This window comes from [Limnothrix rosea] IAM M-220 (genome assembly GCF_001904615.1).
GTDB lineage: Bacteria > Cyanobacteriota > Cyanobacteriia > Cyanobacteriales > MRBY01 > MRBY01.
Genome location: NZ_MRBY01000011.1, coordinates 57,634 through 79,183 on the forward strand (window position 1 = coordinate 57,634; position 21,550 = coordinate 79,183).

General features: G+C 43.4%; 16 protein-coding genes and 1 riboswitch. Of the genes, 9 read left to right on the forward strand and 7 right to left on the reverse strand.

What is annotated here, in order from left to right; translation table 11 throughout:
• Positions 1-180: 180 nt before the first annotated feature.
• From NIES208_RS06775 to NIES208_RS06795, 5 genes are all read right to left on the reverse strand, one after another.
• Positions 181-1,260, reverse strand: a complete 1,080-nt coding sequence (locus NIES208_RS06775) for an iron ABC transporter permease (RefSeq protein WP_075891036.1) — start codon at positions 1,258-1,260, stop codon at positions 181-183.
• A gap of 5 nt (positions 1,261-1,265) precedes the next feature.
• Complete coding sequence (locus NIES208_RS06780; protein ID WP_075891038.1) at positions 1,266-2,522, reverse strand: ABC transporter substrate-binding protein; 1,257 nt, start codon at positions 2,520-2,522, stop codon at positions 1,266-1,268.
• Positions 2,513-3,277 carry a metallophosphoesterase gene (locus NIES208_RS06785; RefSeq protein ID WP_075891040.1) on the reverse strand — a complete coding sequence of 255 codons (765 nt, stop codon included), beginning with the start codon at positions 3,275-3,277 and terminating at the stop codon, positions 2,513-2,515. The genes NIES208_RS06780 and NIES208_RS06785 overlap by 10 nt, the downstream gene beginning before the upstream one ends.
• A gap of 68 nt (positions 3,278-3,345) precedes the next feature.
• Positions 3,346-5,349 (reverse strand): TonB-dependent receptor, encoded by a 2,004-nt coding sequence (locus NIES208_RS06790; protein ID WP_075891042.1) that lies wholly within the window; start codon positions 5,347-5,349, stop codon positions 3,346-3,348.
• 264 nt (positions 5,350-5,613) lie between these two features.
• Positions 5,614-5,764: riboswitch (cobalamin riboswitch) on the reverse strand.
• Between the two features lie 184 nt (positions 5,765-5,948).
• Positions 5,949-8,645 (reverse strand): bifunctional diguanylate cyclase/phosphodiesterase, encoded by a 2,697-nt coding sequence (locus NIES208_RS06795; protein ID WP_225875264.1) that lies wholly within the window; start codon positions 8,643-8,645, stop codon positions 5,949-5,951.
• A 567-nt stretch (positions 8,646-9,212) separates the two neighbouring features.
• On the opposite strand from NIES208_RS06795, the gene NIES208_RS06800 reads away from it, so the two are divergent.
• Both NIES208_RS06800 and gyrA read left to right on the forward strand, forming a co-directional pair.
• Complete coding sequence (locus NIES208_RS06800) at positions 9,213-11,420, forward strand: ComEC/Rec2 family competence protein (RefSeq protein WP_075891046.1); 2,208 nt, start codon at positions 9,213-9,215, stop codon at positions 11,418-11,420.
• Between the two features lie 154 nt (positions 11,421-11,574).
• Complete coding sequence (gyrA, locus tag NIES208_RS06805; RefSeq protein ID WP_075891048.1) at positions 11,575-14,211, forward strand: DNA topoisomerase (ATP-hydrolyzing) subunit A; 2,637 nt, start codon at positions 11,575-11,577, stop codon at positions 14,209-14,211.
• Between the two features lie 133 nt (positions 14,212-14,344).
• Here gyrA and NIES208_RS06810 read toward each other — a convergent pair whose 3' ends face one another.
• A complete protein-coding gene (locus NIES208_RS06810) occupies positions 14,345-16,093 on the reverse strand; it encodes a hypothetical protein (protein WP_075891050.1) in 1,749 nt (582 codons plus the stop codon).
• A 35-nt stretch (positions 16,094-16,128) separates the two neighbouring features.
• On the opposite strand from NIES208_RS06810, the gene NIES208_RS06815 reads away from it, so the two are divergent.
• The gene (locus NIES208_RS06815) at positions 16,129-17,022 is read left to right on the forward strand and encodes a glycosyltransferase family 2 protein (RefSeq protein WP_075891052.1); all 894 of its coding nucleotides are present in this window, start codon (positions 16,129-16,131) and stop codon (positions 17,020-17,022) included.
• Between the two features lie 29 nt (positions 17,023-17,051).
• On the opposite strand, the gene NIES208_RS06820 is transcribed toward NIES208_RS06815, so the two are convergent.
• Entirely contained in the window at positions 17,052-17,921 is an 870-nt protein-coding gene (locus NIES208_RS06820) for a shikimate dehydrogenase (protein ID WP_075891054.1), read from the reverse strand.
• Between the two features lie 138 nt (positions 17,922-18,059).
• On the opposite strand from NIES208_RS06820, the gene NIES208_RS06825 reads away from it, so the two are divergent.
• From NIES208_RS06825 to NIES208_RS06840, 6 genes are all read left to right on the forward strand, one after another.
• Complete coding sequence (locus tag NIES208_RS06825; protein WP_075891056.1) at positions 18,060-18,446, forward strand: hypothetical protein; 387 nt, start codon at positions 18,060-18,062, stop codon at positions 18,444-18,446.
• A 133-nt stretch (positions 18,447-18,579) separates the two neighbouring features.
• Positions 18,580-18,702 carry a hypothetical protein gene (locus NIES208_RS19625; protein WP_282956338.1) on the forward strand — a complete coding sequence of 41 codons (123 nt, stop codon included), beginning with the start codon at positions 18,580-18,582 and terminating at the stop codon, positions 18,700-18,702.
• Positions 18,703-18,705: 3 nt separating this feature from the next.
• Positions 18,706-20,358 carry a CTP synthase gene (locus tag NIES208_RS06830; protein WP_075891058.1) on the forward strand — a complete coding sequence of 551 codons (1,653 nt, stop codon included), beginning with the start codon at positions 18,706-18,708 and terminating at the stop codon, positions 20,356-20,358.
• A 45-nt stretch (positions 20,359-20,403) separates the two neighbouring features.
• Entirely contained in the window at positions 20,404-20,718 is a 315-nt protein-coding gene (locus NIES208_RS06835) for a Dabb family protein (RefSeq protein ID WP_075891060.1), read from the forward strand.
• A 64-nt stretch (positions 20,719-20,782) separates the two neighbouring features.
• Positions 20,783-20,908 carry a hypothetical protein gene (locus NIES208_RS19630; RefSeq protein ID WP_282956339.1) on the forward strand — a complete coding sequence of 42 codons (126 nt, stop codon included), beginning with the start codon at positions 20,783-20,785 and terminating at the stop codon, positions 20,906-20,908.
• A gap of 177 nt (positions 20,909-21,085) precedes the next feature.
• A complete protein-coding gene (locus NIES208_RS06840; protein ID WP_225875266.1) occupies positions 21,086-21,535 on the forward strand; it encodes a GNAT family N-acetyltransferase in 450 nt (149 codons plus the stop codon).
• The last annotated feature ends 15 nt before the right edge of the window (positions 21,536-21,550 follow it).

A 21,550-nucleotide genomic window follows, 5' to 3' on the forward strand; every position in this document is an offset into this window, starting at 1 on the left:
ACCTCAGTTCGGGTTAAGGATTTCGCCTCAATGCTTCAGAGAAAAGGAGACACGGGGAATCAACTGCTACTCGCATTTTTTGATCTCTACAATTGTTTGCATGAAAAATCTCCCCATCACTCGCTCTCCCTTTCACCGCGTCGTCATTCTAGACCATTCCTAAACCGAACTTAGGTTAAGTTAGATCGAGCGGTGGCGGCGTAAAATAATGGCCATGACAATGGGTGCACCGAAAAGGGCTGTCACGGTATTGAGCGGTAACGTGAGTTGGCTACCGGGCAGCTGGGCGATGATGTCGGCGAGGAGGGCAAGGCTGGCTCCCATGAGGGCGATCGCCGGAATGAGCAGGCGATGATTAACGGTTTTGAGCAAATAGCGACAGAGGTGGGGAACCGCTAAGCCAATAAAGGAAATCGGGCCACAAAATGCCGTGACAGTCCCCGATAAAATAGCGGTACTAATGATAATTTGGCGACGGGTTTTTCTAATATTTAAACCCAAGCTTTGGGCATATTGTTTGCCTAATAAAAGGACATTTAAAGCCTTGGCTGAACAGTAGGCCATAATGCCACCCAAAAAAATCAAAATCGAAAAAATTGGTAACTGCTCCCGCTGAATTTGAGCGAAACTACCAAATGTCCAACTAAGATAAAGACGCATGGCTTCACTAGGGCTAAAATGCAGCAGCATTGTGACTAAAGAATTACTGACATAGCCTAACATTAATCCCAAAATTAATAGGGTGGCATGGTGGGGAACGCGGCGGGCGATCGCCAACACTAAACTCAATACGGCGATCGCACCCAAACTGGCGGCAAGGGCAATACTAAAACTACCCACGACACCGCCAACAAAACCACTGCCGAGAATGACAAGGGCAACGCCCAAACCTGCACCAGAGTTGATGCCCAGCACAAAGGGTCCCGCTAGGGGATTATTAAATAAAGTCTGCATTTGAATGCCGCCAATCCCTAAAGCAGCTCCAGCAAAAGTGGCGGCGATCGCCCGGGGAAATCGCAGTTGCCAGATGATTTGTTGCCAAACTTCCGTTGATTCAGTCGGTCGAAAAAAAATGATTTCCAACACATGATGCATCGGAATCGTGACAGAACCCAAACATAAACTGACGCTAAACAAACAAAACCATAGGCCTATTAATCCCCCTAAAATTCCCATATAGGAAGAAGATCGCCACTGTAATAAATTAACTAAAACTGTTAGCTGACGAACAAAAAAAGATTGTTGGAGCGGGACTTTCACAAAGATTAATCAAGTTGACGATAATAAAAAAGATCGTGGTCGGGTAATAATTCTGGATGGAAAATTTTAATCAGATCAGCAAGGATAATATCTGGATTTGTTGTGCCACTTTCCCAAAAATCATTGCCCCCTTCGGGATTGAGGCGGGCGTTGGCAATATAAACTTGCTTGGTTTGACTCGCCTTTAACAGGTCGTAGCGACGATCTTCCCTGAGTAAATCGGCTTTTGTGCGCCAGTCTTGGTTGGGATTTAGCCAAAAATCAGCGTCTTTTGCCTTTGCTAAAACGGCTTCGTAGTCGAGGGGTAAACTGAGGCGCGAATCGGAATCTTGCCAGAGATAATCTGCCCCGGCATCCCGGAAAAATTGTGCGACATAGCTTTTCCCGGCGGGCATATACCAAACGCCTTGAAAGGGGGAGCCACTAAATGCTGTCGGTAACTCTGTCAGTGTCGCCGTTTTATTGACTAGCTCTTGGTAACGTTGGGCGATCGCCGCAAATTCTTGATTTGCTTTGGCTTCTTGATTAAACAATAATGCCGTAAATTTGAGCCATTCCGCGCGACCGAGGGGCGTTGATTCGAGGTGGGCAGCATCAAGCACAATAGTTTGCTCAAGGGATTTTAGGGTTTCGAAACGGCTATTTTCACCGTCATCGAGGCGATAACTTAAGATGACATCGGGTTGTAGATTTAAGACTTTTTCCGCGTCAGGTTGTAAATCGCCCACTTCTTGGATTGCTCCTGCGACGATTTTCTCGCGGATTACTTCGCTGTAAATTAGACGGCGATCGCCCACTCCGACTAGGGCATGGAGTTGCCCCAGCTTTTCGATGTGGGGCAAATAGGTAGTGGACATAGCCAAAACCCGTTGGCTCGGAATTTCAACGATAGTTGCCTCAGGATAATGGGTCGGTGCAGGTGTGCCACATTGGACAAAAACATAGTTTAAATCGACAGCGGCTTCTTCCCAGGGCTGTTTGACTGTGACGAGCTTGTAGTTGGGATGATACTCGACAGTAAATCCTTGGGCATAATACGGCTCAACTTTTTCTGGAAAATAGTCAACAGTGGCATCGAACTCCTCAACGCAATGGTCATGGGCACTCAGGGTTGGTTTTTCTGTTGCTGACTGGCAAGCTGATAATAAAATGCCAAAACTAATAATAATTAAAGCCGTTTTAGAAGGCCAAAAATATTGTTGCTTTGGAATCAGTAATTGAGGCGATCGCCAACATTTTAAAAATGTAAAACTTAAAACCATTGAATGCGCTGTACCTCCGTCGTAACTGCTCCATTATCTTTAAGGTCAATTACTCTAAATCCCGGTTGTTGCCAAAGCTGAATTTCGCCTTCGATCTCCCTACAGTGGGCTGGAGTGACCTGTGTGCAGGTGGCAGGAGTCCCGAAAAAATAAATGCCATTTTGCCTCACCGTCAGCTGATGGTGGATATGTCCAAAACAAACAACTTTTACTTGGGGATATTGTCTGATTATCTCGTGAAAAGCTGACGAATTTAAAACAGACATTTGTTCTAGCCAATCAATGCCGGTATCGACGGGGTGGTGATGCAGGGCGATCGCCGTTGGTTTTCCCCTATGGGCGTTAAGTTTATCTACGAGCCAATCAAGTTCTGTTTTTGCCAAAGTCCCTTCACCATATTGAGCATTTTCTAGGCAAGAATTTAAGAGAATAAAACACCAATTTTTGTGCTGAAAACACTTTTGCGCATGAAGATATTGGCTGGATAATGCAGACTGCATCCGCTGAAAATTATCATGATTTCCCGGTAGCCAGTAAGCCGGAATTTTCGTCTGATCAATTAAATTTTTGAGGTGTTCATAGGCTGCTTTTTCACCATTGTGGGCTAAATCTCCAGTTAAAAGAATTAGTTCCGGTACTACTTTTTTTACTGTCTTTAAAACTTTTTCTAGTGAGTACCAAGTTTGGACACCTCTCATGGCATCTTCCTTATCAGCAAGGAGGTGAGTATCTGTGATTTGGGCAATTTTGACCATGTTATTTAACCCAGAGAAAATCAAGTGCCACTCACCATGCTAGCAAGTGACATTTTGACGATTTTTACTTAGCGAAACGTTGCATTAACGCCAATTTGGAAGCGACTGCCGACACCGGGAAAATCTCCAGAGAAACCAGAAAAAGTAATGTAGTCCTCTGCGAGGATATTTTCCCAACTAGCTGTGAGATTAACATTGTCAGTAATCGCGTAACGGGTACGAAGATCAACCGTTGTATAGGATTCTAGAGATGCTGTATTGGTGTTATTGGTTAGGCGATCGCCAACATGTTTGACAAAAAGTCCAGCATAAAAACCCTGTGGATTTTCATAGGCAATACCAATGTTAAAAAAATCAGTGCCCGCAAATCTCACTTCATTACCGATCACTGAAGCATTCGAATCCTCAAGAATCTTAGAGTTATTCATTGTGTAATTAGCAAACGCATACACCGAATTTGACAATTGGACAGTAAGTTCAGCTTCTAATCCTTGGTTACGGGCTTTACCTAAGTTAAAAGGTGTAAAGGTTGGGTCTAAAACAATGGCATCATCAATCGTGTTGTTAAAATACGTTAAACGGAGCAAAGCATTGCGACCAAACTTTTGATCAATACCAATATCAAAGCTATTGCCAATTTCAGGTTTTAAATTGGGGTTTGCACTGCCGGGAAAAAATAAATCGGTAGAAGTGGGGGTACGAAAGTTCCGTGCATAATTAGCTCGGATACTTGTGTTTTCTCCTGCTTGCCACAGTAGACCGGCACTTGGGGAGGTAAAGGATCCTTCAGCCAAGCTGTTGAAATCTTGTCTTAAACCAAGAGTTGTTGTGAGTTCTGGCGTTATTCCGGCAGTATAGTTGGCAAAAATTGCCCCTTGACTTAAGTTGCCGTCATATAAAGTCCCAAAGGCATTTTTCGCGACGATGTCTTCAGAACGGTAATCAAAGCCGTAGGTGATATTTTGATTTTTTGCAAATTGCCAATTGTGCTGAATTTGTCCCCCAAAAGATTCATTTTCAGTGATAAAGGTGAAGGGGAAAGGACCCGCTGGATTTTTATCTAGATTATCTGCAAAATCTGCAAAAATTCTCGTGATTAATGTGGAGTCATCACCATTTCCTAAGCGTGAGTCTAACTGGAGTGAAAGTAACCAATTTTCCACTTCAGCAAATTGCTCAAGGGCTGGGTTGGGAAAGCCTCCCGGCACACCAATATCTTTGTCTGTGTAAAGACCGTTAAAGCTGAGTTTATGGCGATCGCCGAGTAGACTTGTCGCTTGAAAATTGAGATTTTGAATCTCTGCTTGGGCATTTTCCCTAGTACCAGATAAACCCAAATTTTCTAATTTAAAATCAAAATCATTTTCTGCTGCAGTGCGATTATAAGCGAGACGAACTGTAGATTTTTCACCACCATAATTAACCGCAACTTCTTGGTTGTTGTAGCCTAGTGTGCCGATTTCACCGCCAATTGTTGCGCTCCATCCCCCATTCAATTCAGGCTGACGGGTGACAATATTAATAACACCACCGATTGCACTAGAACCGAATAAAGTCGAACTGCCGCCAGGCAGTAACTCGATGCGCTCAACGTTGCTAGTGGTTAAATTTGAAAGATCAAATGTCCCTACATTAAAAGTATTAATGGGACGACCATCAAGCAAGATCAGAGTTTGAGAATTTGAATTAGCGCCCCTGAGTATCTGGGCACTCTGTGCGCCAAGCTGAACTCCTGCGGTACTGTCAACAAAAACGCCGGGAAAATATTTCAAAGCTTCATTGACAGTGCGATAGCCTTGAGCTTCGATCTGTTCACGATTGATTACATATGCGGGGCGGCTAGAATCTTGGACGGTTCCTTCTTGACGGAAAGGTGCGTAAATGGGTTGGTTAAGAATTTCATCGATAATCGAAAACTCGAAATCGAAGTTCTCTGCTTCATTGATGGGAATAATCTGGACTCCTTCTGGGGTCTCATCAACTAGAATTTCTGGGGTTTCGGTCTGGGCGATCGCCGCGACATTACTTGCTACAAGAATAAGAGTCGCAAGGGGTAAAGATTTGATTTTCATTAATACAGAATAGAAGCTAAATATTGATTTTTGACTAGGGCATTCCGACTCACCTAAAACATCTTTTTCACCTAAGCTCTAAATAGAACAAAAGTAAAAAAAACGAGATGATAAAAGAAAAATAAAGATAAAATTCTAAATGTTTCTGGAATTAAAAACGACAGCAGAAACGCGATTCAGAATCATAAATTGTCAAAAAAAGTCGTACTTGCAATGGCATGCAATAAGAGTATTTCATCCGTACCTCGCAGATGGGAATAAATAATATGTATGGGTCTCTCGGCGGGCATCCTGACTTAGAAGCTAGCATCGCTAATCTTCCTTACAGTTGCGGGACAGTGACGGATTTGCACCGTGCTTTCCCCTTTACTTTTGCCGACTGATCCTCGACAAAACCGATGAAGCCATTATTATACAGTAGGCGATCGCCTTTTTTTGAAAATCCCAGTTTAAGAGAGATGTAGAAGCGAAATATTTTTTCTCTAAATAAATCGCCACCTTCATTAAATATAAAAAAACATCAGATCCTTTTATCGAAATCAATCATGCCAGATTGAAACCATTTGCTCTTTAGACTAGATACCAAACTATTATTAAAATTAGATTTTATCCCGTAGAAAATTCGGCACTTTTTTTCCCTCTAAAGGCCGACTAAACAAATAGCCCTGCGCCACATCACAACCTAATTGACGGAGCATCTGAACTTGTTCTACCGTTTCTACGCCTTCCGCAATAATGCCATGGCCTAGATTATGTCCCATATCAATCATTGACCTCAATAAAACTTGAGATTTGCGATCAATAGCCATGTCGTCAATAAAATATTTATCAAGCTTGAGATAGTCTACGGTGAGATGTTTTAAAGAGGCAAAGGATGAAAAACCCGTACCAAAGTCGTCAATGGCAATGGAAACACCTAAACTTTTTAGCTGCTGGAAAACTTCTAGGTTTTTAGGATTTGTTTGGACAACGCTTTCTGTCACTTCTAAATTTAAATGTTTGGCCTTTATTTTTGTCTCTTCTAAAAGATGTTGGATAAACGGTACAAAGTCATTATCGAGAAAATGCTCTGGCGATATATTGACAGACATCGGCGAAACAGCAAAACCTTTATGATGCCAGCTCGCTACTTGCTTACAAGCTGTTTTTAAAACCCATTCCGTTAGGGGTTTAATCATGCCAATCCTTTCTGCTGTGGGAATGAAATCTTGGGGGGGAATATTACCTAGTGTCGGGTGATGCCACCGCGCTAAGGCCTCAATACCGGCTATCTTTCCTGTTTTAAGGTGAATTTGAGGTTGGAAGACAAGATACAATTCTTTTTTTTCGATGGCTTGTCTTAAATACTGCTCAATCTGGAATCGATATTCGGCCTGTTTGGTGAGTTCTGGTTCGTAGAAAACATACTGGTTTTTGCCCTTTGCTTTTGCTGCATAGAGTGCGGTGTCTGCGGCTTTGAGGAGGGTGGCAAGGTCTGTGCCATCTTCCGGAAAATTAGCGATGCCGATGCTACAGGCTGGTGTGATGTATCTGCCGCATAGTTCAAGGGGGTAGGAAATTTGTTTTAGGCAACGCTGGGCGATCGCCGCCGCAGAGTATTCCTCCTTTTCCATGTCCCTAAGAACAATACAAAACTCATCACCACTGAGACGGGCGACAAAATCCAACTTGCTGCAAACCACCTGAAGACGTTTTGCGATTTCTTTTAGTAGTAAATCTCCCGCATCATGACCGAGGCTATCATTCACCCCTTTAAAATCATCTAAATCGATGTATAGCAAGCTAAAACGATGGTGATAACGTTTATACCCCTGAATTGAGGCTTCAACGGTTTGGTACAAATGGGCTCGACTGGCCAACCCAGTCAGGATGTCTGTGTATGCTAGTTGTCGGATACGTTTTTGGGCATGATCCCGCTCCATGACAATACTTGCCAATCGCGCCGCAGAAATTAAATCATTCAATTCTTCTTCATTGGGTAGAGCCGGGTGATTGTAATACATCCCAAAGGCTCCTAATACTTCACCTGAAGAACTTTTAATAGGTTCTGACCAGCAACACCGTAGGCCATGGGGCAGGGCTGCGGACTTTAGCTTTGCCCATTTTGGATCTGTCTCAATATTTTCCACCAGTACACGTTTCCCTGTATAGGTCGAAGTGCCACAGGAACCTACTTCTGGGCCATTTTCTAGTCCATGAACGGCCTCACAATATTCCTTCGGTAAGCTTGGTGCGCCACCATGTAGCAATCTGCCATTTTCTAGTTCGAGCATGGAGCATCTCAATCCTGCATGCTGCCCTTCATATAACAAGGCAATTTCGTCGTAGATTGCGGGTGCGGGTATACCTGTCGCAATCATCTTCAGGATTTCTGCATGTTTATCGTCAAAAAGATCTGCTTTTTTTCTTTCCGTAATATCAACGTGGGTGCCGACTAGGCGGATAGCTTGATTGTCTAAGTTGCGATGGACAAGGAATGCCCGAGAAAGGACATATACAATCTGGCCATCTTTGTGCTGCATCCGCATTTCTGCTTCAAAGGTATGGGCGGTGCCAGCAATATAGGCTCGTATTTGTTCTAGGACTGGGGCTTTATCCTCTGGGTGAACCAAATTTAACCAAGTTCTAAAGTGGTGTTCGAGTTCATGGGGCTCATAACCGAGCATGCTTTTCCAGCGCGGTGAATAGTACACTTCGTCTGTTTGTAAGTTCCAGTCCCACAGACCATCGTTTGCGCCACGCATGGCTAGGGCAAGACGCTCTTCACTTTTTTGCAGTTTTAGCTCTGATTGTTTACGGATGGTCACATTATGCCCGATGCCTAAGATCCCGAGTAAATTACCGGCTTCGTCGTATAAAGGGCTTTGGGTGACTTCAATGACTTCACAATGTCCGTCGTTAGCGAAAGTGGCTTGGTTTTCTATGACATAGACAATGGGGTCTAGGGCGATCGCCTCCTCGGCATTTACTTTTAATAAATCTGATAAGTTTGGCGCTTTTAAAGTGGTGTCCGACTGCCCTAAAATGTCAGACTCTGGAATACCAACAAAGTCGACAAAGCGTTGATTGCAGAGGAGATATAAACCATTGGAATCCTTCAGCCAAATTAAATCTGGGCTGTTTTGAATTATTTTGTGATACAAAGCATTTTTACTTTGTAATGTTTCAAGGAATTGTTTGGTGATGGCTGGATTGTTAAAATTTAGTATTTTGGTTAATATTTCCTGATTCGCATTTTCTAACATTTGAAAAGATGATGTTTTTGATGATTGGCGATTAGGGAAATGGGAAGTCATAGCTATTCAGAGTTGGAGCTTTATCGGCTATAGCCTGCCTAAGCTGAGCCTACGGACGCAAAGGGGGAACATCGGTTTGGGACTGATGCTTGTGTACTAGGAAGTTTATTGTGAGCCATTCGGGAGACTTTAGATTTGGAAAATTAATATTTTAAAATGCTTTGTACTTTTGAGTTTACTGCAATATATCAAGTCTCTTTCTGGAGTTTGATTAGTATTGCCAAAATCTTTATGAAGTCCCTAAAAAATCTGTTTTAAGTTTTCAAGACTCCATGGGATGGCTGATGTCAAAAGAGTATATGTATGCTTGTCTTTTTTTTATTTTGGATTTTCTGAACTTAGGAAATTGATGATATTGAGAAAGTTTTCTTGGGCAAAGTAATGGCTTCCTTGCTCTTGCTTCTATGTCAAGTCAATTTTTCTTTATTGGCTTTTCTGTCGGTGTAGGCGATCGCCGAAAGTAATAATGACTGTAAAAAATCTTGCTACTTTTACGTCTCAGCGGTCATGCTGTTGTAGCTTTGACATTATGAAAAGCATTCTTTAAGAAGTTGGCGACGAGACTCTATGAATATTAATCGCGGTGCGCTCCTCTGCTTAGGGTATGTACTGGGTTTATTTCTGACTTGTCTGTGGGGCGGTATCAATGCCAATCCAACTAGCTTGCAATGGGGTTTGGTCTTAGGGGCGATCGCCGTACTGACTGGCTGTGCAAGTTGGATTTTACCTAAGTACTTCTTTCAACTGCGATCGCCTTTTTTGTTAATAACAGGATTAATTGCCTTATTGGCTGTTGGTTATTTTCAGCTACGTACACCACGATTGTCGGCTGATCCTGTTTTTCAGCTCACTCAAACCGAACCTGCCCTCTTGAAATACCCCGTTGAAATATCGGGTACTGTGATTAGTCAACCCCGCCAAAAAAGTACTGATAAACAAAGTTTTTGGTTGTCTTTAGAAAAGATAAAAACGCAATTCGAGCAGTTCCCAACAAAAGGTAAATTATATGTCACTTTAAATGAAGTCGAAAAAACCATTAAGGTTGACAATAAAGTTTCTTTAAAAGGCCGCTTGTATCAGCCAAAGTCCGCTAAAAATCCTTGGTCATTTGATTTTTCAAAATATTTGCAAAAAAACAATACTTTCTTCGGCTTTACAGGGTGGGAAATGATGAGTTCCCAGTCCCCACAAATAGGATTCTCTAAAATTAGAGAAAGAATGATTAATGTTCACCAAAAATTTCTAAATCACGATCAAGGAGCATTACTAAGCTCGATGGTTTTGGGACGAAAGGCTGTAAATTTACCGGAGCCTATTTATGATCTTTGGGTAAAAGCGGGCTTAGCCTATACCATTGCCGCATCAGGATTTCACGTTTCCTTGTTATTAGGATGTACTCTCTGGCTGATCAAAAAAAAGCCGAAGAAAACACAATTTCTGGTTGGCATTAGTATTCTGTTTTTCTACATTTTATTAACTGGCTTTCAACCCTCTGTTCTGCGGGCTGCATTGATGGGCGTGGCGGGGCTACTCGCTTTAGTCTTAGATCGAGCAGTAAAGCCACTAAGTTTATTACTTTTAACCGCAACAATCTTACTCTTATTTAATCCTTTATGGATCTGGGATTTGGGTTTTCAACTCAGCTTTCTTGCGACATTTGGCTTGTTAACCACTTTAGAACCTATTCAGCAGAAATTAAGTTCTATTCCGAATGCGATGGCGACGGCGATCGCCATTCCGGTGGCGGCGAGTATTTGGACATTACCTTTAATCGCATTGCAGTTTAATGTCATTGCAACCTACAGTATTCCTCTGAGTATTTTGTTAGCTTTGCCCATCATGATTGTCAGTTTGGGAGGCATGATTAGTGGTGCAATTGGTTTATTTATCCCTTTTCTAGGTGCGGCGATCGCCTACATCGTTGGCTTCCTACTTCAAGGGATGGTAATTCTTGTCGAAAAAGTTGTTGAACTGCCAGCTAGCAACCTTTCTATTGCTTCTTTACATTGGTCACAACTAGCCATTATTTACGGTGTAATGCTAATAATTTGGTTGACACCTTGGGGGAAACGTCAGAGCAAAGTCCTAGGATTTGGTTTATTTATTTTATTTGTTGGATTTCTAACTTTCAAGCACTATAATACGACGAAAATCACAGTTTTTGCGACGAAGAACCAACCTATATTAGTAGCTCAAACCGCTGGCAAAAGCATTATTATTAATGCAGAAAAAAAAGACATCATTCAATTTTCTTTGACCTCTTATTTGAGACGAGCAGGTATCAATAAAATTAATGCTTTTGTTGAGTTAAATCCTGAGAATTTATCGACTTTCAAGCCAGAAGTCTTTCCTGATTTTGAAATCACTAAAATGTTTGTCCTTGCTAACCCTGAGGAATTGCCACAAAAGACACAAATCCTAAGTACCTTTGAGTTAAAAAGATTTAATAATTTGAGATTTCAGTTGCTACAAGAAACGCCATTATTGCTTGAGCTAAAATTAGACAATCAAGCCTTTTATATTCTGGGCGATCGCCAGACCGATGACCCACCACTAATCGATATATCAAAGGGCTATTTAATCACAAACCCCAAAAACATTGATCTCCAACTATGGGAAACCCTACGACCACAACAGGCGATCGCCATTGGCTCCCGCCGCGACCATTTCCTTGCCCCAAATCCCATCGTTTATTGGACAGAAGAAGATGGCGCAATTCAATGGACTCCCAAGCAAGGATTAATTTCTGTTGCACCAGAACGATCTAACCCCTAATCTCCAGCACTGTAGCCTTTAGAGGCCTTAGAAAATATGGTAAAATAATCACTTATCAAGTAAATAATTTCGAGCAAAAAAGAGTTGATTTTTGTCCTTCTTACTCTTTTTTTGTGGTTATTGACCCATTTCAACGTATCGGAGCCGAAAACCTATGACCTCCCCACAGGAGCGCATTATTCCTACTGACCTGAGCAATGAGATGTCTCGCTCATACCTCGAGTATGCAATGAGCGTGATCGTTGGTCGGGCCTTACCGGATGCGAGGGATGGTTTGAAGCCTGTTCACCGCCGCATTCTCTACGCGATGTATGAGTTGGGATTGACACCAGAACGTCCTTTCAGAAAATGTGCCCGTGTCGTCGGTGAAGTACTCGGTAAATATCACCCCCACGGCGATACAGCCGTTTACGATGCCTTGGTGCGCATGGCTCAGGACTTCTCCATGCGAGATCCGCTGATCAATGGCCACGGTAACTTTGGTTCCATTGACAATGATCCCCCAGCGGCCATGCGTTACACCGAGAGCCGCCTCCAGTCCCTGACGACCAATGCATTATTGCGGGATATCGAGTCTGAAACCGTTGATTTTGCGGATAACTTTGACGGTTCCCAGCAGGAGCCTGTGGTGCTTCCGGCTAGAATTCCCCAGCTCCTAGTGAATGGCTCCTCTGGTATTGCGGTGGGAATGGCAACGAATATTCCGCCCCATAACCTTGCCGAAGTGATTGATGCGACAACAGCTTTAATTCATAATCCTGAGATTACGATTCCGGAGCTGATGCAGTTTATTCCGGCTCCTGATTTTCCCACGGGTGCTCAGATTTTAGGTCGTTCTGGTATTAAAGATGCCTACATGACTGGGCGAGGATCCATCACGATGCGAGGTGTGGCAGAAGTTGAAACTCTGCGCCAAAACGGTCGTGAAAAGGAAGCAATTATTGTCACGGAGCTGCCCTATCAAACGAATAAAGCTGCTTTGATCGAACGCATTGCCGATATGGTCAATGAAAAGCGTCTCGATGGTATTTCTGATATTCGCGATGAGAGCGATCGCCAGGGGATGCGTATCGTGATTGAGCTGAAGCGAGATGCCTATGCCCAAGTTGTTTTAAATAATCTCTATAAGCACACACCATTACAAAACAACTTTGGTGCCAATATGTTGGCGCTGGTGAATGGCGAACCGCAATTACTTAATCTGAAGCAATTTTTGCAGGTCTTCCTCGATTTTCGTGTGGAGGTGATTACCCGCCGGACGCAATATGAGTTGCGTAAAGCCCAAGAGCGCGACCATATTTTGCAGGGATTGTTGATTGCTCTAGAAAATCTTGATGCAGTTATTGCCTTGATTCGTGGTGCTGCGGATTCAGTGACGGCGCGGACAGAATTGATGGAGGGCTATGAACTGAGTCAGCCCCAAGCTGATGCTATTTTACAAATGCAGCTGCGTCGTTTGACGGCTCTAGAGGCCGATAAAATTCAGGCTGAGCACGAAGATTTACTCACTAAAATTATTGATCTTCAGGATATTTTGGCGCGTCGCGAACGTATTGAGTCCATTATCGAAGATGAGCTCACTGAAATTAAAACCATCCACCAGAGCGATCGCCGGACAGAGATTGTCTTTGGTGGCGGCGACCTCGAAGATATCGACCTCATTGCCAACGAACGTTCTGCGATTTTACTGACCGAGCAGGGCTACATTAAGCGGATGCCAGTGGCGACCTTTGAGGCGCAAAACCGTGCCACGCGCGGTAAAGCAGCAGCCAAAATGAAAGAAGACGATGGCGTTGATCACTTTCTCACCTGTTGTGACCATGACCATGTGTTGTTCTTCACAGACCGGGGGGTTGTTTACTCGCTCCACGCCTACCAAATTCCCGAAAGTTCCCGCACTGCAAGGGGTTTGCCCGCCATTCAGCTATTGCCTATTCCAAAGGAAGAAAAAATCACCTCGATGATTCGGGTGAGCGAATTTACTGAAGACGAATATTTGGTGATGCTGACCCAAAATGGCTACATCAAAAAAACGGCGTTATCTGCCTTTGCCCGTATTCGTTCCAATGGTTTGATCGCGATTTCTTTAGAGGATGGCGACCAGTTAAATTGGGTACGTCTGGCTCGTCAAGAGGACAGCATTATCGTGGCTAGTAGTGAGGGTATGGCAATTCATTTCCAAGCTGATAGTAAACAGCTCCGTCCCCTTGGCCGTGCAACCCGTGGTGTGCGGGCGATGAAGCTTAAATCTGAGGAGGATCATCTCGTCAGTATGGATATTGTATCGGCGCAAATTACGGCGGCGATCGCCTCATCGGAGGAAGCAGAAGAGGACGATGACAATGAAAGCGAAGAAATCCTTGATGAAGTCGACCAGGGTCCTTGGATTATTGCGGTCACCAATAGAGGCTTCGGTAAGCGCGTTCAAGTTGGTCGTTTCCGCCTTCAAAACCGTGCAGGTGTTGGTTTACGAGCGATTAAATTCAAATCAAAAGGCGATCGCCTAGCCTCCCTACGCATCGTAAATTCCGGTGATGAACTAATGCTCGTGACTTCCCGCGGCATCATGATTCGTCAGGCTGTAGAGTCTATTTCTCTCCAGTCCCGTAATGCAACAGGTGTCAGAGTCCAGCGCCTTGATAAAGAAGATGCTATTGTGGCGGTTGCCCTTGTGCCCGAAGCGGCGGAAGAGGATCTAGAAGCCATTGATGCCAGTGTTGAGGCAGAAGCTGAGCAAACAGTTGACGATGGCAGCGCGTCCGAAGTTATTCAAGCTGCTGAAGAAGAATAAAAGCGCTATTCAGCTTTGATTTATTTGTCGTTTTAATATTTAGGCTTAATATTTAGGCGCGTTGCAAACTATGCTACGCGTCTTTTTGATGAGCAATAATAATTTTCCCTTAAAAACCTTAACCACTAAGCTGTCATGAATTATCAATTTCGGCGGCAAGAATACATCGAGAATCAATCAGACTAATATCTTTCTCTGTAAAAACTATACATTGTGTTTCTAGTCTTTGTAGAGCTGGTAATTTATTGGATGACTCTAAGGTGGCGATCGCCTGATTTGTTTCCGGTTGGAAATGATTTAACCAACCATTATTCTTAAGATAAGCAGCCTTAAAAACATCGTCACTTATGAGCCATAAATCTACACTTGATTGAGCAATAAAACTCTGTAACTCTTTTAGATCAGTTGTGAAATGGGCGGCGATCGTATCTTTCGCTCTCTGGCGAAAACGATTGTAATAGCCTGTGTGATAGGGAATACCATATTCTTCCCCGATAAAAACACTTCGATTCGTAAAACTTGGAATATTATTGACTTCACTAACCACCGAGACAATAACTGTATCTTTTGACGTTTTTTCTAAGAAACTATAGAGCTGACTATATTGACCATAATGATAGCCCGTTACTGGAAAATCCTGATCGATCACCGGTTCAACTAAAATCAGAAAACCCAAGATTAAAGAAACTAAAATTGGACTAACTTTAAAAAAAACAACCGATCTATTTTTGAGAATTAAAAAAAACTTTTGAATGACAATAACAAAGGTTACTCCTGAGAGAAGAGTAATGGCAAATCGTAAGGTATGGAGAGTATAACGGCTGGGAAGATAAAGTTTAAAAAGAAGTAAGTGAGCTAATATAAATAAAGTAAATCCAGAGATTATGAGCTGAAAAGTAATGGATAAGTTGTTAATTTCTTTTGACAACTTAAATTTATGTTTAAAAACTAAGACTATGGGCAATACAAGCGTTAGATAAGCAATATTTGGTATTAACGCTGAAGTGATGCGAATCCCTGTGCGACTACCATTAAAAACATAGTCCCATACAGTATGTTGAAAAAAACTTGTTCGCCCTCCTGCCTCAAATTCAGGCAGCTGTTGAGCTTGGGCTAATGTAATGACTGGCTCGAATTCAGAACTGCTCAAAGCGAGAGGTAATAAAACAAAAAAAGCAATAAATAAACCAATAATATTTAGTTGTAAGTCGGATTTGTCATGGTTGATTTTGATTCGTTTATTTTGAATTTGGAAACATCTCAGAGTTAGAACACCTGATGCTACGAGTACGAATGATGGATAAAATAATCCTAGTAAAATAATTCCCAACCAAGAAAACACAAAAGATTTTCGTATAACTCCCCATAGAAAAAGAATAAAAATGGGAATTAAAAAAGCCTTTGCTGTACCCGAGCTTAAACCATCTTGCATCCAGAGATTTTGATTGAGGGCAATGGATGAAAGAAAGCCTGCTAGGGGAATATTGAGGATTTCTAAGCAGAATAGATAAGCTGTAAAGCTGGTTAATATCCCTAAAAGTATTGGGATGTAGTGGGAGACTGTTATCGGGTTAAATGAAACTTTTGCTAATACCCAGTAGATAAACTTAACGCCTTGGGGAGAAATATTTTGGTAATAGTCTGCGATTAAATCATTAGGAAATAAGGCTGGATCAAGAAAACGCGCCATCCAGAAAATATGTTGCCTTGCATCGTCTTGAATCCAATATTCTGCTCCTGAAGCTTTGGCGATCGCCATACAAGGATAAAGAATACCAAAGAAAATCGCTGCGGCTAACCAATATAAGCTGCGCGGCTCGTACCAATTTTTAACTTGTGAAAAGAAAAAAGTATCTAAAGTTTTTGAATGATTCGAACTCATTTATACTTGGATGGTTATAGTAAAAAAATGAAAATATGTCGGTTCCACAGCAATCGCCCTCTCTAGATGTTTTAGGTGGTGTATCTATTGTTATTCCAGTGTTTAATGAAGAGGAGGCGATCGCCGCAACAATTGAGCAAATAAATGGTATTTTTGCTGATACCAGTCAAGTTTATGAACTGATCATTGTTAATGATGGCTCCACTGATAATACAGCTCACATTCTCAAAAAACAAACTAATATTTCTTTGTTTGAGCATCCCGTAAATCGTGGCTATGGTGCAGCTTTAAAAACTGGTATTGTTCATGCTAAATATGATTTGATTGTCATCACAGATGCGGACGGCACTTACCCAAATGAGCGACTACCTGATTTGATTGCCTTAGCTGAGCGTTTTGATATGGTTGTTGGCTCCCGCACTGGTGAAAATGTTACCTATTCTAATATTCGCAAAATCCCGAAATTCTTTTTAGTGGGTTTTGCCCAGTGGATCGCAAAACAAAAAATCCCTGATCTAAATAGTGGCATGCGGGTTTTTAAGAAAGAAATTGCCCAAGAATTTATCCACATTTTGCCTGATACTTTTAGTTTTACAACGACGATTACGTTGGCAATGTTAACGAATAATTATATTGTGCATTATGAACCCATTGATTATTTTCATCGGGTTGGAAATAGTAAAATCAAACCAATTCGTGATACTTTGCGGTTCTTTAAATTGATTTTTAGGACAGGGATTTATTTCGCGCCAATTCGCATTTTTGTGCCGATCGCCAGTTTGTTTTTTCTGGGGTTTCTAGTGTCTTTTTCTGTGGATTTATTTATTCGTCAAGACCTAACGGAGGCGACTTTAATTTTGTTTGTTGCTGCGACTCAAATCGGTATGTTTTCGCTTCTAGCGGATATGGTGGACAAGCGATTATCGTAAGATTTGTTATTTCTAAAAACAGAAAATAGTTATTTTCGCTGGGCTAAATGTTTCATGAATGCGTTACGCATTGTATCGACGGGAACGGACTGGGCTAACCATTTCTCTAGGGCGATCGCCCCCTGTTGGACGAGCATTTCTAATCCATCAAAAATCTCCGCGCCTTGGTCTTGGGCGAGCTTGAGAAATTGGGTGGGAGAAGGGGTATAAATCAAATCATAGGCAATACTATCGGTACTCAATGTCGCCATTAGTTCTGGTGTGACGGGTGATGCGTCAGTGTGGGGATGCATGCCGACGGGAGTGGAATTCACTAAAAATTTTGTATTGGGAATTAAGCGTTTTAGATCGCCCCAAAGATGGGTTTGTAGCTTATTTTCTAGGGGGGTTCCCTGCCAACTTTGAGTAAAATCTGCGAGCTTGTCTGGGTTGCGGCCTACCACATGGATTTGGGGACAACCGAGCTGATGGCAACCGACCACCACTGCCCTCGCTGCACCGCCATTGCCGAGGATAACTGGGGAAATCGTTGACCAGTCTTTGTCTAACTTTTTCAGTGGTGCAATGAAGCCTGCCACATCGGTATTTGTCCCTTGCCAGCCGGTTTCGGTTTGCCAGACTGTATTGATCGCGCCGACCATCTGGGCTTCTGGGGCGATCGCCTCTAGGTATTGCATAATCGCCTGTTTATGGGGGATGGTAATGCTAAATCCTTTGAGGTCAATGGCTTTAAAACCATCGAGGGCGGTTTTGAGATCGTCGGCAGCGATGGGGAAAGCCAGATAAACATAATCTGCACCCAGCTCGGCGATCGCCGCATTATGCATTAGGGGAGAAAAAGAATGTTTAACGGGGTTGCCGATCACACCCAATAGTTGTGTTGTCCCTAAGATTTGCATCGTTTGCTTGCCCTACCAAAATATGGATTTATCATACAAAGAAATCGCTACTATTCAGCCTAGGATCAGTCGGAATGCTAGGGGATTTGTTTATTGGGCAGGCGTTTACTTGTCATATGGCCTATACGATGTCTGCTAGTGCTCCGGTTCGGCGATCGCTTTGGGCAGATTACGAGTCGGAATAGTCCAGAACCGAAAACCTTGCCGATGGTGCGGGTGCGAACAAAAACGGGCGAGGATGATCCGGCAGGGGTGGCAAAGATGCGAGAAATGGTGTTAGTGAGGGCTTTTCCTGATGTGTCACCGGAGACGTGGGAGGCTGAGATTTCGACAGTTTTTGAAGATCCAGAAAGCTTAAATCATTTGTGTCGGGTGAGTGGTGGTCATGTGCGAAATTTGTTGCAACTATTGTCGGAATGGGTACTGAAGGATTGGCGCAAGGGCAAGCTCACCCACGAAACCCTTGAGCGGGAAATTCGGGGTCGGCGGAATAATATTTTGCTCGGACTGGATGATGGGGAATAGGAGATGTTGCGGCAGGTTTATCGCACGAAAAGTATCGGGGGCGATCGCCCAGTGGATTACTCAAGATAAATAGAACTGGTCAAACCCCTGACCCTCTTCGAGCACCTTCCCCAAGGAAAGATGAATAAACAAAATGAATGAGGTTGAAGTTGTTTTTGGGGCGATCGCCGCAGATGTGGCGAAACCTTTATGTCTAGAGAAAGGACTATGGCAAAATGGACGGGTTAAAGAAAACGTGAACGGGGTTGGGTATTGATTAATGTCTAAATTTATCTTTGTTACCGGTGGCGTCGTGTCCAGCATCGGCAAAGGAATCGTGGCAGCAAGTTTAGGGAGACTGCTCAAATCACGGGATTATTCAGTGTCAATCCTCAAGCTTGACCCATACATTAACGTCGATCCCGGGACGATGAGTCCCTTCCAGCATGGCGAGGTTTTTGTCACCGAAGATGGTGCAGAAACTGACCTCGACCTCGGTCACTACGAGCGCTTTACCGATACCTCCATGTCCCGCCTGAATAGCGTCACGACGGGTTCTATCTACCAAGCCGTGATCAACAAAGAACGTCGCGGTGATTACCAAGGGGGCACAGTGCAGGTGATTCCCCACATTACCAATGAGATTAAAGAGCGCATTTTTCGCGTTGCTGAGAATACAAACCCCGATTTTGTGATCACCGAAATTGGTGGCACAGTGGGTGACATCGAGTCCTTGCCCTTTTTAGAAGCGATCCGTCAGTTTCGCAAAGAAGCAGGGCGTGACAATGTCATCTATATGCATGTCACTTTGATTCCGTGGATTCCGGCAGCAGGGGAAACAAAAACGAAACCGACCCAACATTCCGTTAAGGAATTGCGTTCCATTGGTATCCAGCCCAATATTCTGGTTTGTCGCTGCGATCGCCCTCTTCCTGAAGGACAACGGGAAAAGATTTCCGAATTTTGTAACGTCCCCGAAGAGCAAGTCATTACCTCCCAAGATGCCAGCAGCATTTACGAAGTGCCCTTGATGTTAGAGCGGGAAGGTTTAGCCGAACAAAGCCTCAAACTTCTGAATATGGATCTACGCCAACCAAATTTAGAGCACTGGACAAGTTGGGTTGAGCGCATGAAACGTCCAACCCGTCATATGGATATTGCCATTGTCGGTAAATATGTTCAGCTGAATGATGCTTATCTTTCTGTCGTAGAATCCCTCGGTCACGCGGCGATCGCCAACGATATTGATATCAAACTCCATTGGGTGGATGCCGAAGATCTCGAACAGCATGGTGCGGAGAAATATCTCGCCGAAATGTCTGGCATCGTTGTCCCCGGCGGTTTTGGTTCCCGTGGTGTCGATGGTAAAGTCGCGGCGATCGCCTTTGCCCGCACCCGTAATATTCCCTTTTTAGGACTCTGTTTAGGGATGCAATCTTCCGTCATCGAATGGGCGCGCAATGTTGCCAAGCTCGAAGATGCCAATAGCGCTGAGTTTCAGCCCGAAGCAAAAAATCCCGTCATTAATATCTTGCCCGAGCAACAAGATGTGGTGGATCTCGGTGGCACAATGCGTCTGGGACTTTATCCTTGTCGCCTCACGCCGGACACAAAAACCCACCAACTTTATGGCAAAGAAGTGGTGTACGAGCGCCATCGCCATCGCTATGAATTCAATAACGCCTACCGTAGTCTTTTCCTTGAAACGGGCTACCAAATTAGCGGCACATCCCCCGACGGTCGCCTTGTGGAAATCATTGAATATTCCGATCACCCTTTCTTTATCGCGACCCAGTTTCACCCAGAGTTTCAGTCCCGTCCCAATAGTCCCCACCCGCTTTTTCTTGGGTTTATCAAAGCGGCGATGACCCACAAATCAGAAGATCTAACCGTCTCAAATATCGTTGAAGAGATGACCGCTACATTGTCCTAAAATCCCAAACACCTGTAAATTTTGTCGGCTAAACCCTTAAAAATAATGCCCCAACCACTACATCACATCGTTCTCTTTGAACTCGCCACCACAACGACCACTGTCGATACCCAAGCCATCATCGATGATGGCATCGAACTCCTCGGCAAAATCCCCGGTGTACTAAGCGTTGACCTTGGTTTAAAAGCCCGCGAAGATCGTGAGGTTCATATCAAAACCTATCAGCTGGGTCTGTACGTTCAATTGGAAAGTAACGAAGCCCTAGATGTGTATTCTCCCCATCCCAACCACCAGGAGTTTCTCGCTCGCCACAAAACCAAATGGACAAAGGTACAAGTGGTTGATTTTTATGGCCAATAATCTATGGCCAATAATCTATGGACAATAATTCACAATTTTTTGGTGAAGATATGCCCCGTTCAGCATGATGGATTTGGAAATACGTGGAGTAATTGATGGCGATTTGCCGCAAATTTTAGAGTTGGCGATCGCCGCCTTTGGCGAAGAAGGCTCAGAAATTACTGCATTAATTAACCTGAGTTTTGCTTAAGGGTACTCGGCAATACGACGCGGCGAATAAGAGAGCGAGAGATAGGGAGATGTTTTATCTAAACAATCCTAGGGGTCAAAAAACGCAAATTTTCGTTGGTTCTCCGTGTCTCTACCTCTCCTTGTCTTCCTTTCTTTAAAGAGATATCAGCTAAATTCTTATCCATAACTGACGTTAATTACTGCATTATTAGAGGATCCCACAGCTCAACCGTCGTTGTCTTTTGTCGCGGTAAAAAACGAAATTATTGTCGGACACATTTTGTTTACGAGCGTGCGTCTAGAACCGGAACCAAGTCACGCTGTTTCAGCCTCGATTCTTGCGCCTTTGGCAGTATTACCAGAGCACCAAAAACACGGTATTGGCAGTCAACTTATTCAAATAGGGTTGGAAAAATTACAGGGGGCAGGGACTCAACTGGCTTTTGTACTGGGTTATCCCAGCTACTACTCACGCCATGGCTTTACAACCGCTGGCATTCAGGGATTTGAAGCAACTTATCCCATTGCTCCTGAAAATTCCGCCGCTTGGATAGTACAAGAATTGCAGCCTAATGTGCTTGGATCAGTTAAAGGAAAAGTCATTTGTGCCGACACGCTCAATAACCCTAAATATTGGATTGAGTAGTCACTGAAAAATATG

Bases quoted from the DNA above. Each gene is read 5' to 3' on its own strand.
- NIES208_RS19625 (WP_282956338.1), top strand. From the start codon at position 18,580: ATGAATGAGGTTGAAGTTGTTTTTGGGGCGATCGCCGCAGATGTGGCG.
- NIES208_RS06815 (WP_075891052.1), top strand. From the start codon at position 16,129: ATGTCGGTTCCACAGCAATCGCCCTCTCTAGATGTTTTAGGTGGTGTA.
- NIES208_RS06785 (WP_075891040.1), bottom strand. From the start codon at position 3,277: ATGGTCAAAATTGCCCAAATCACAGATACTCACCTCCTTGCTGATAAG.
- NIES208_RS19630 (WP_282956339.1), top strand. From the start codon at position 20,783: ATGATGGATTTGGAAATACGTGGAGTAATTGATGGCGATTTGCCGCAA.
- NIES208_RS06795 (WP_225875264.1), bottom strand. From the start codon at position 8,645: ATGACTTCCCATTTCCCTAATCGCCAATCATCAAAAACATCATCTTTT.
- NIES208_RS06790 (WP_075891042.1), bottom strand. From the start codon at position 5,349: ATGAAAATCAAATCTTTACCCCTTGCGACTCTTATTCTTGTAGCAAGT.
- NIES208_RS06800 (WP_075891046.1), top strand. From the start codon at position 9,213: ATGAATATTAATCGCGGTGCGCTCCTCTGCTTAGGGTATGTACTGGGT.
- NIES208_RS06835 (WP_075891060.1), top strand. From the start codon at position 20,404: ATGCCCCAACCACTACATCACATCGTTCTCTTTGAACTCGCCACCACA.
- NIES208_RS06810 (WP_075891050.1), bottom strand. From the start codon at position 16,093: ATGAGTTCGAATCATTCAAAAACTTTAGATACTTTTTTCTTTTCACAA.
- NIES208_RS06780 (WP_075891038.1), bottom strand. From the start codon at position 2,522: ATGGTTTTAAGTTTTACATTTTTAAAATGTTGGCGATCGCCTCAATTA.
- gyrA (WP_075891048.1), top strand. From the start codon at position 11,575: ATGACCTCCCCACAGGAGCGCATTATTCCTACTGACCTGAGCAATGAG.
- NIES208_RS06830 (WP_075891058.1), top strand. From the start codon at position 18,706: ATGTCTAAATTTATCTTTGTTACCGGTGGCGTCGTGTCCAGCATCGGC.
- NIES208_RS06820 (WP_075891054.1), bottom strand. From the start codon at position 17,921: ATGCAAATCTTAGGGACAACACAACTATTGGGTGTGATCGGCAACCCC.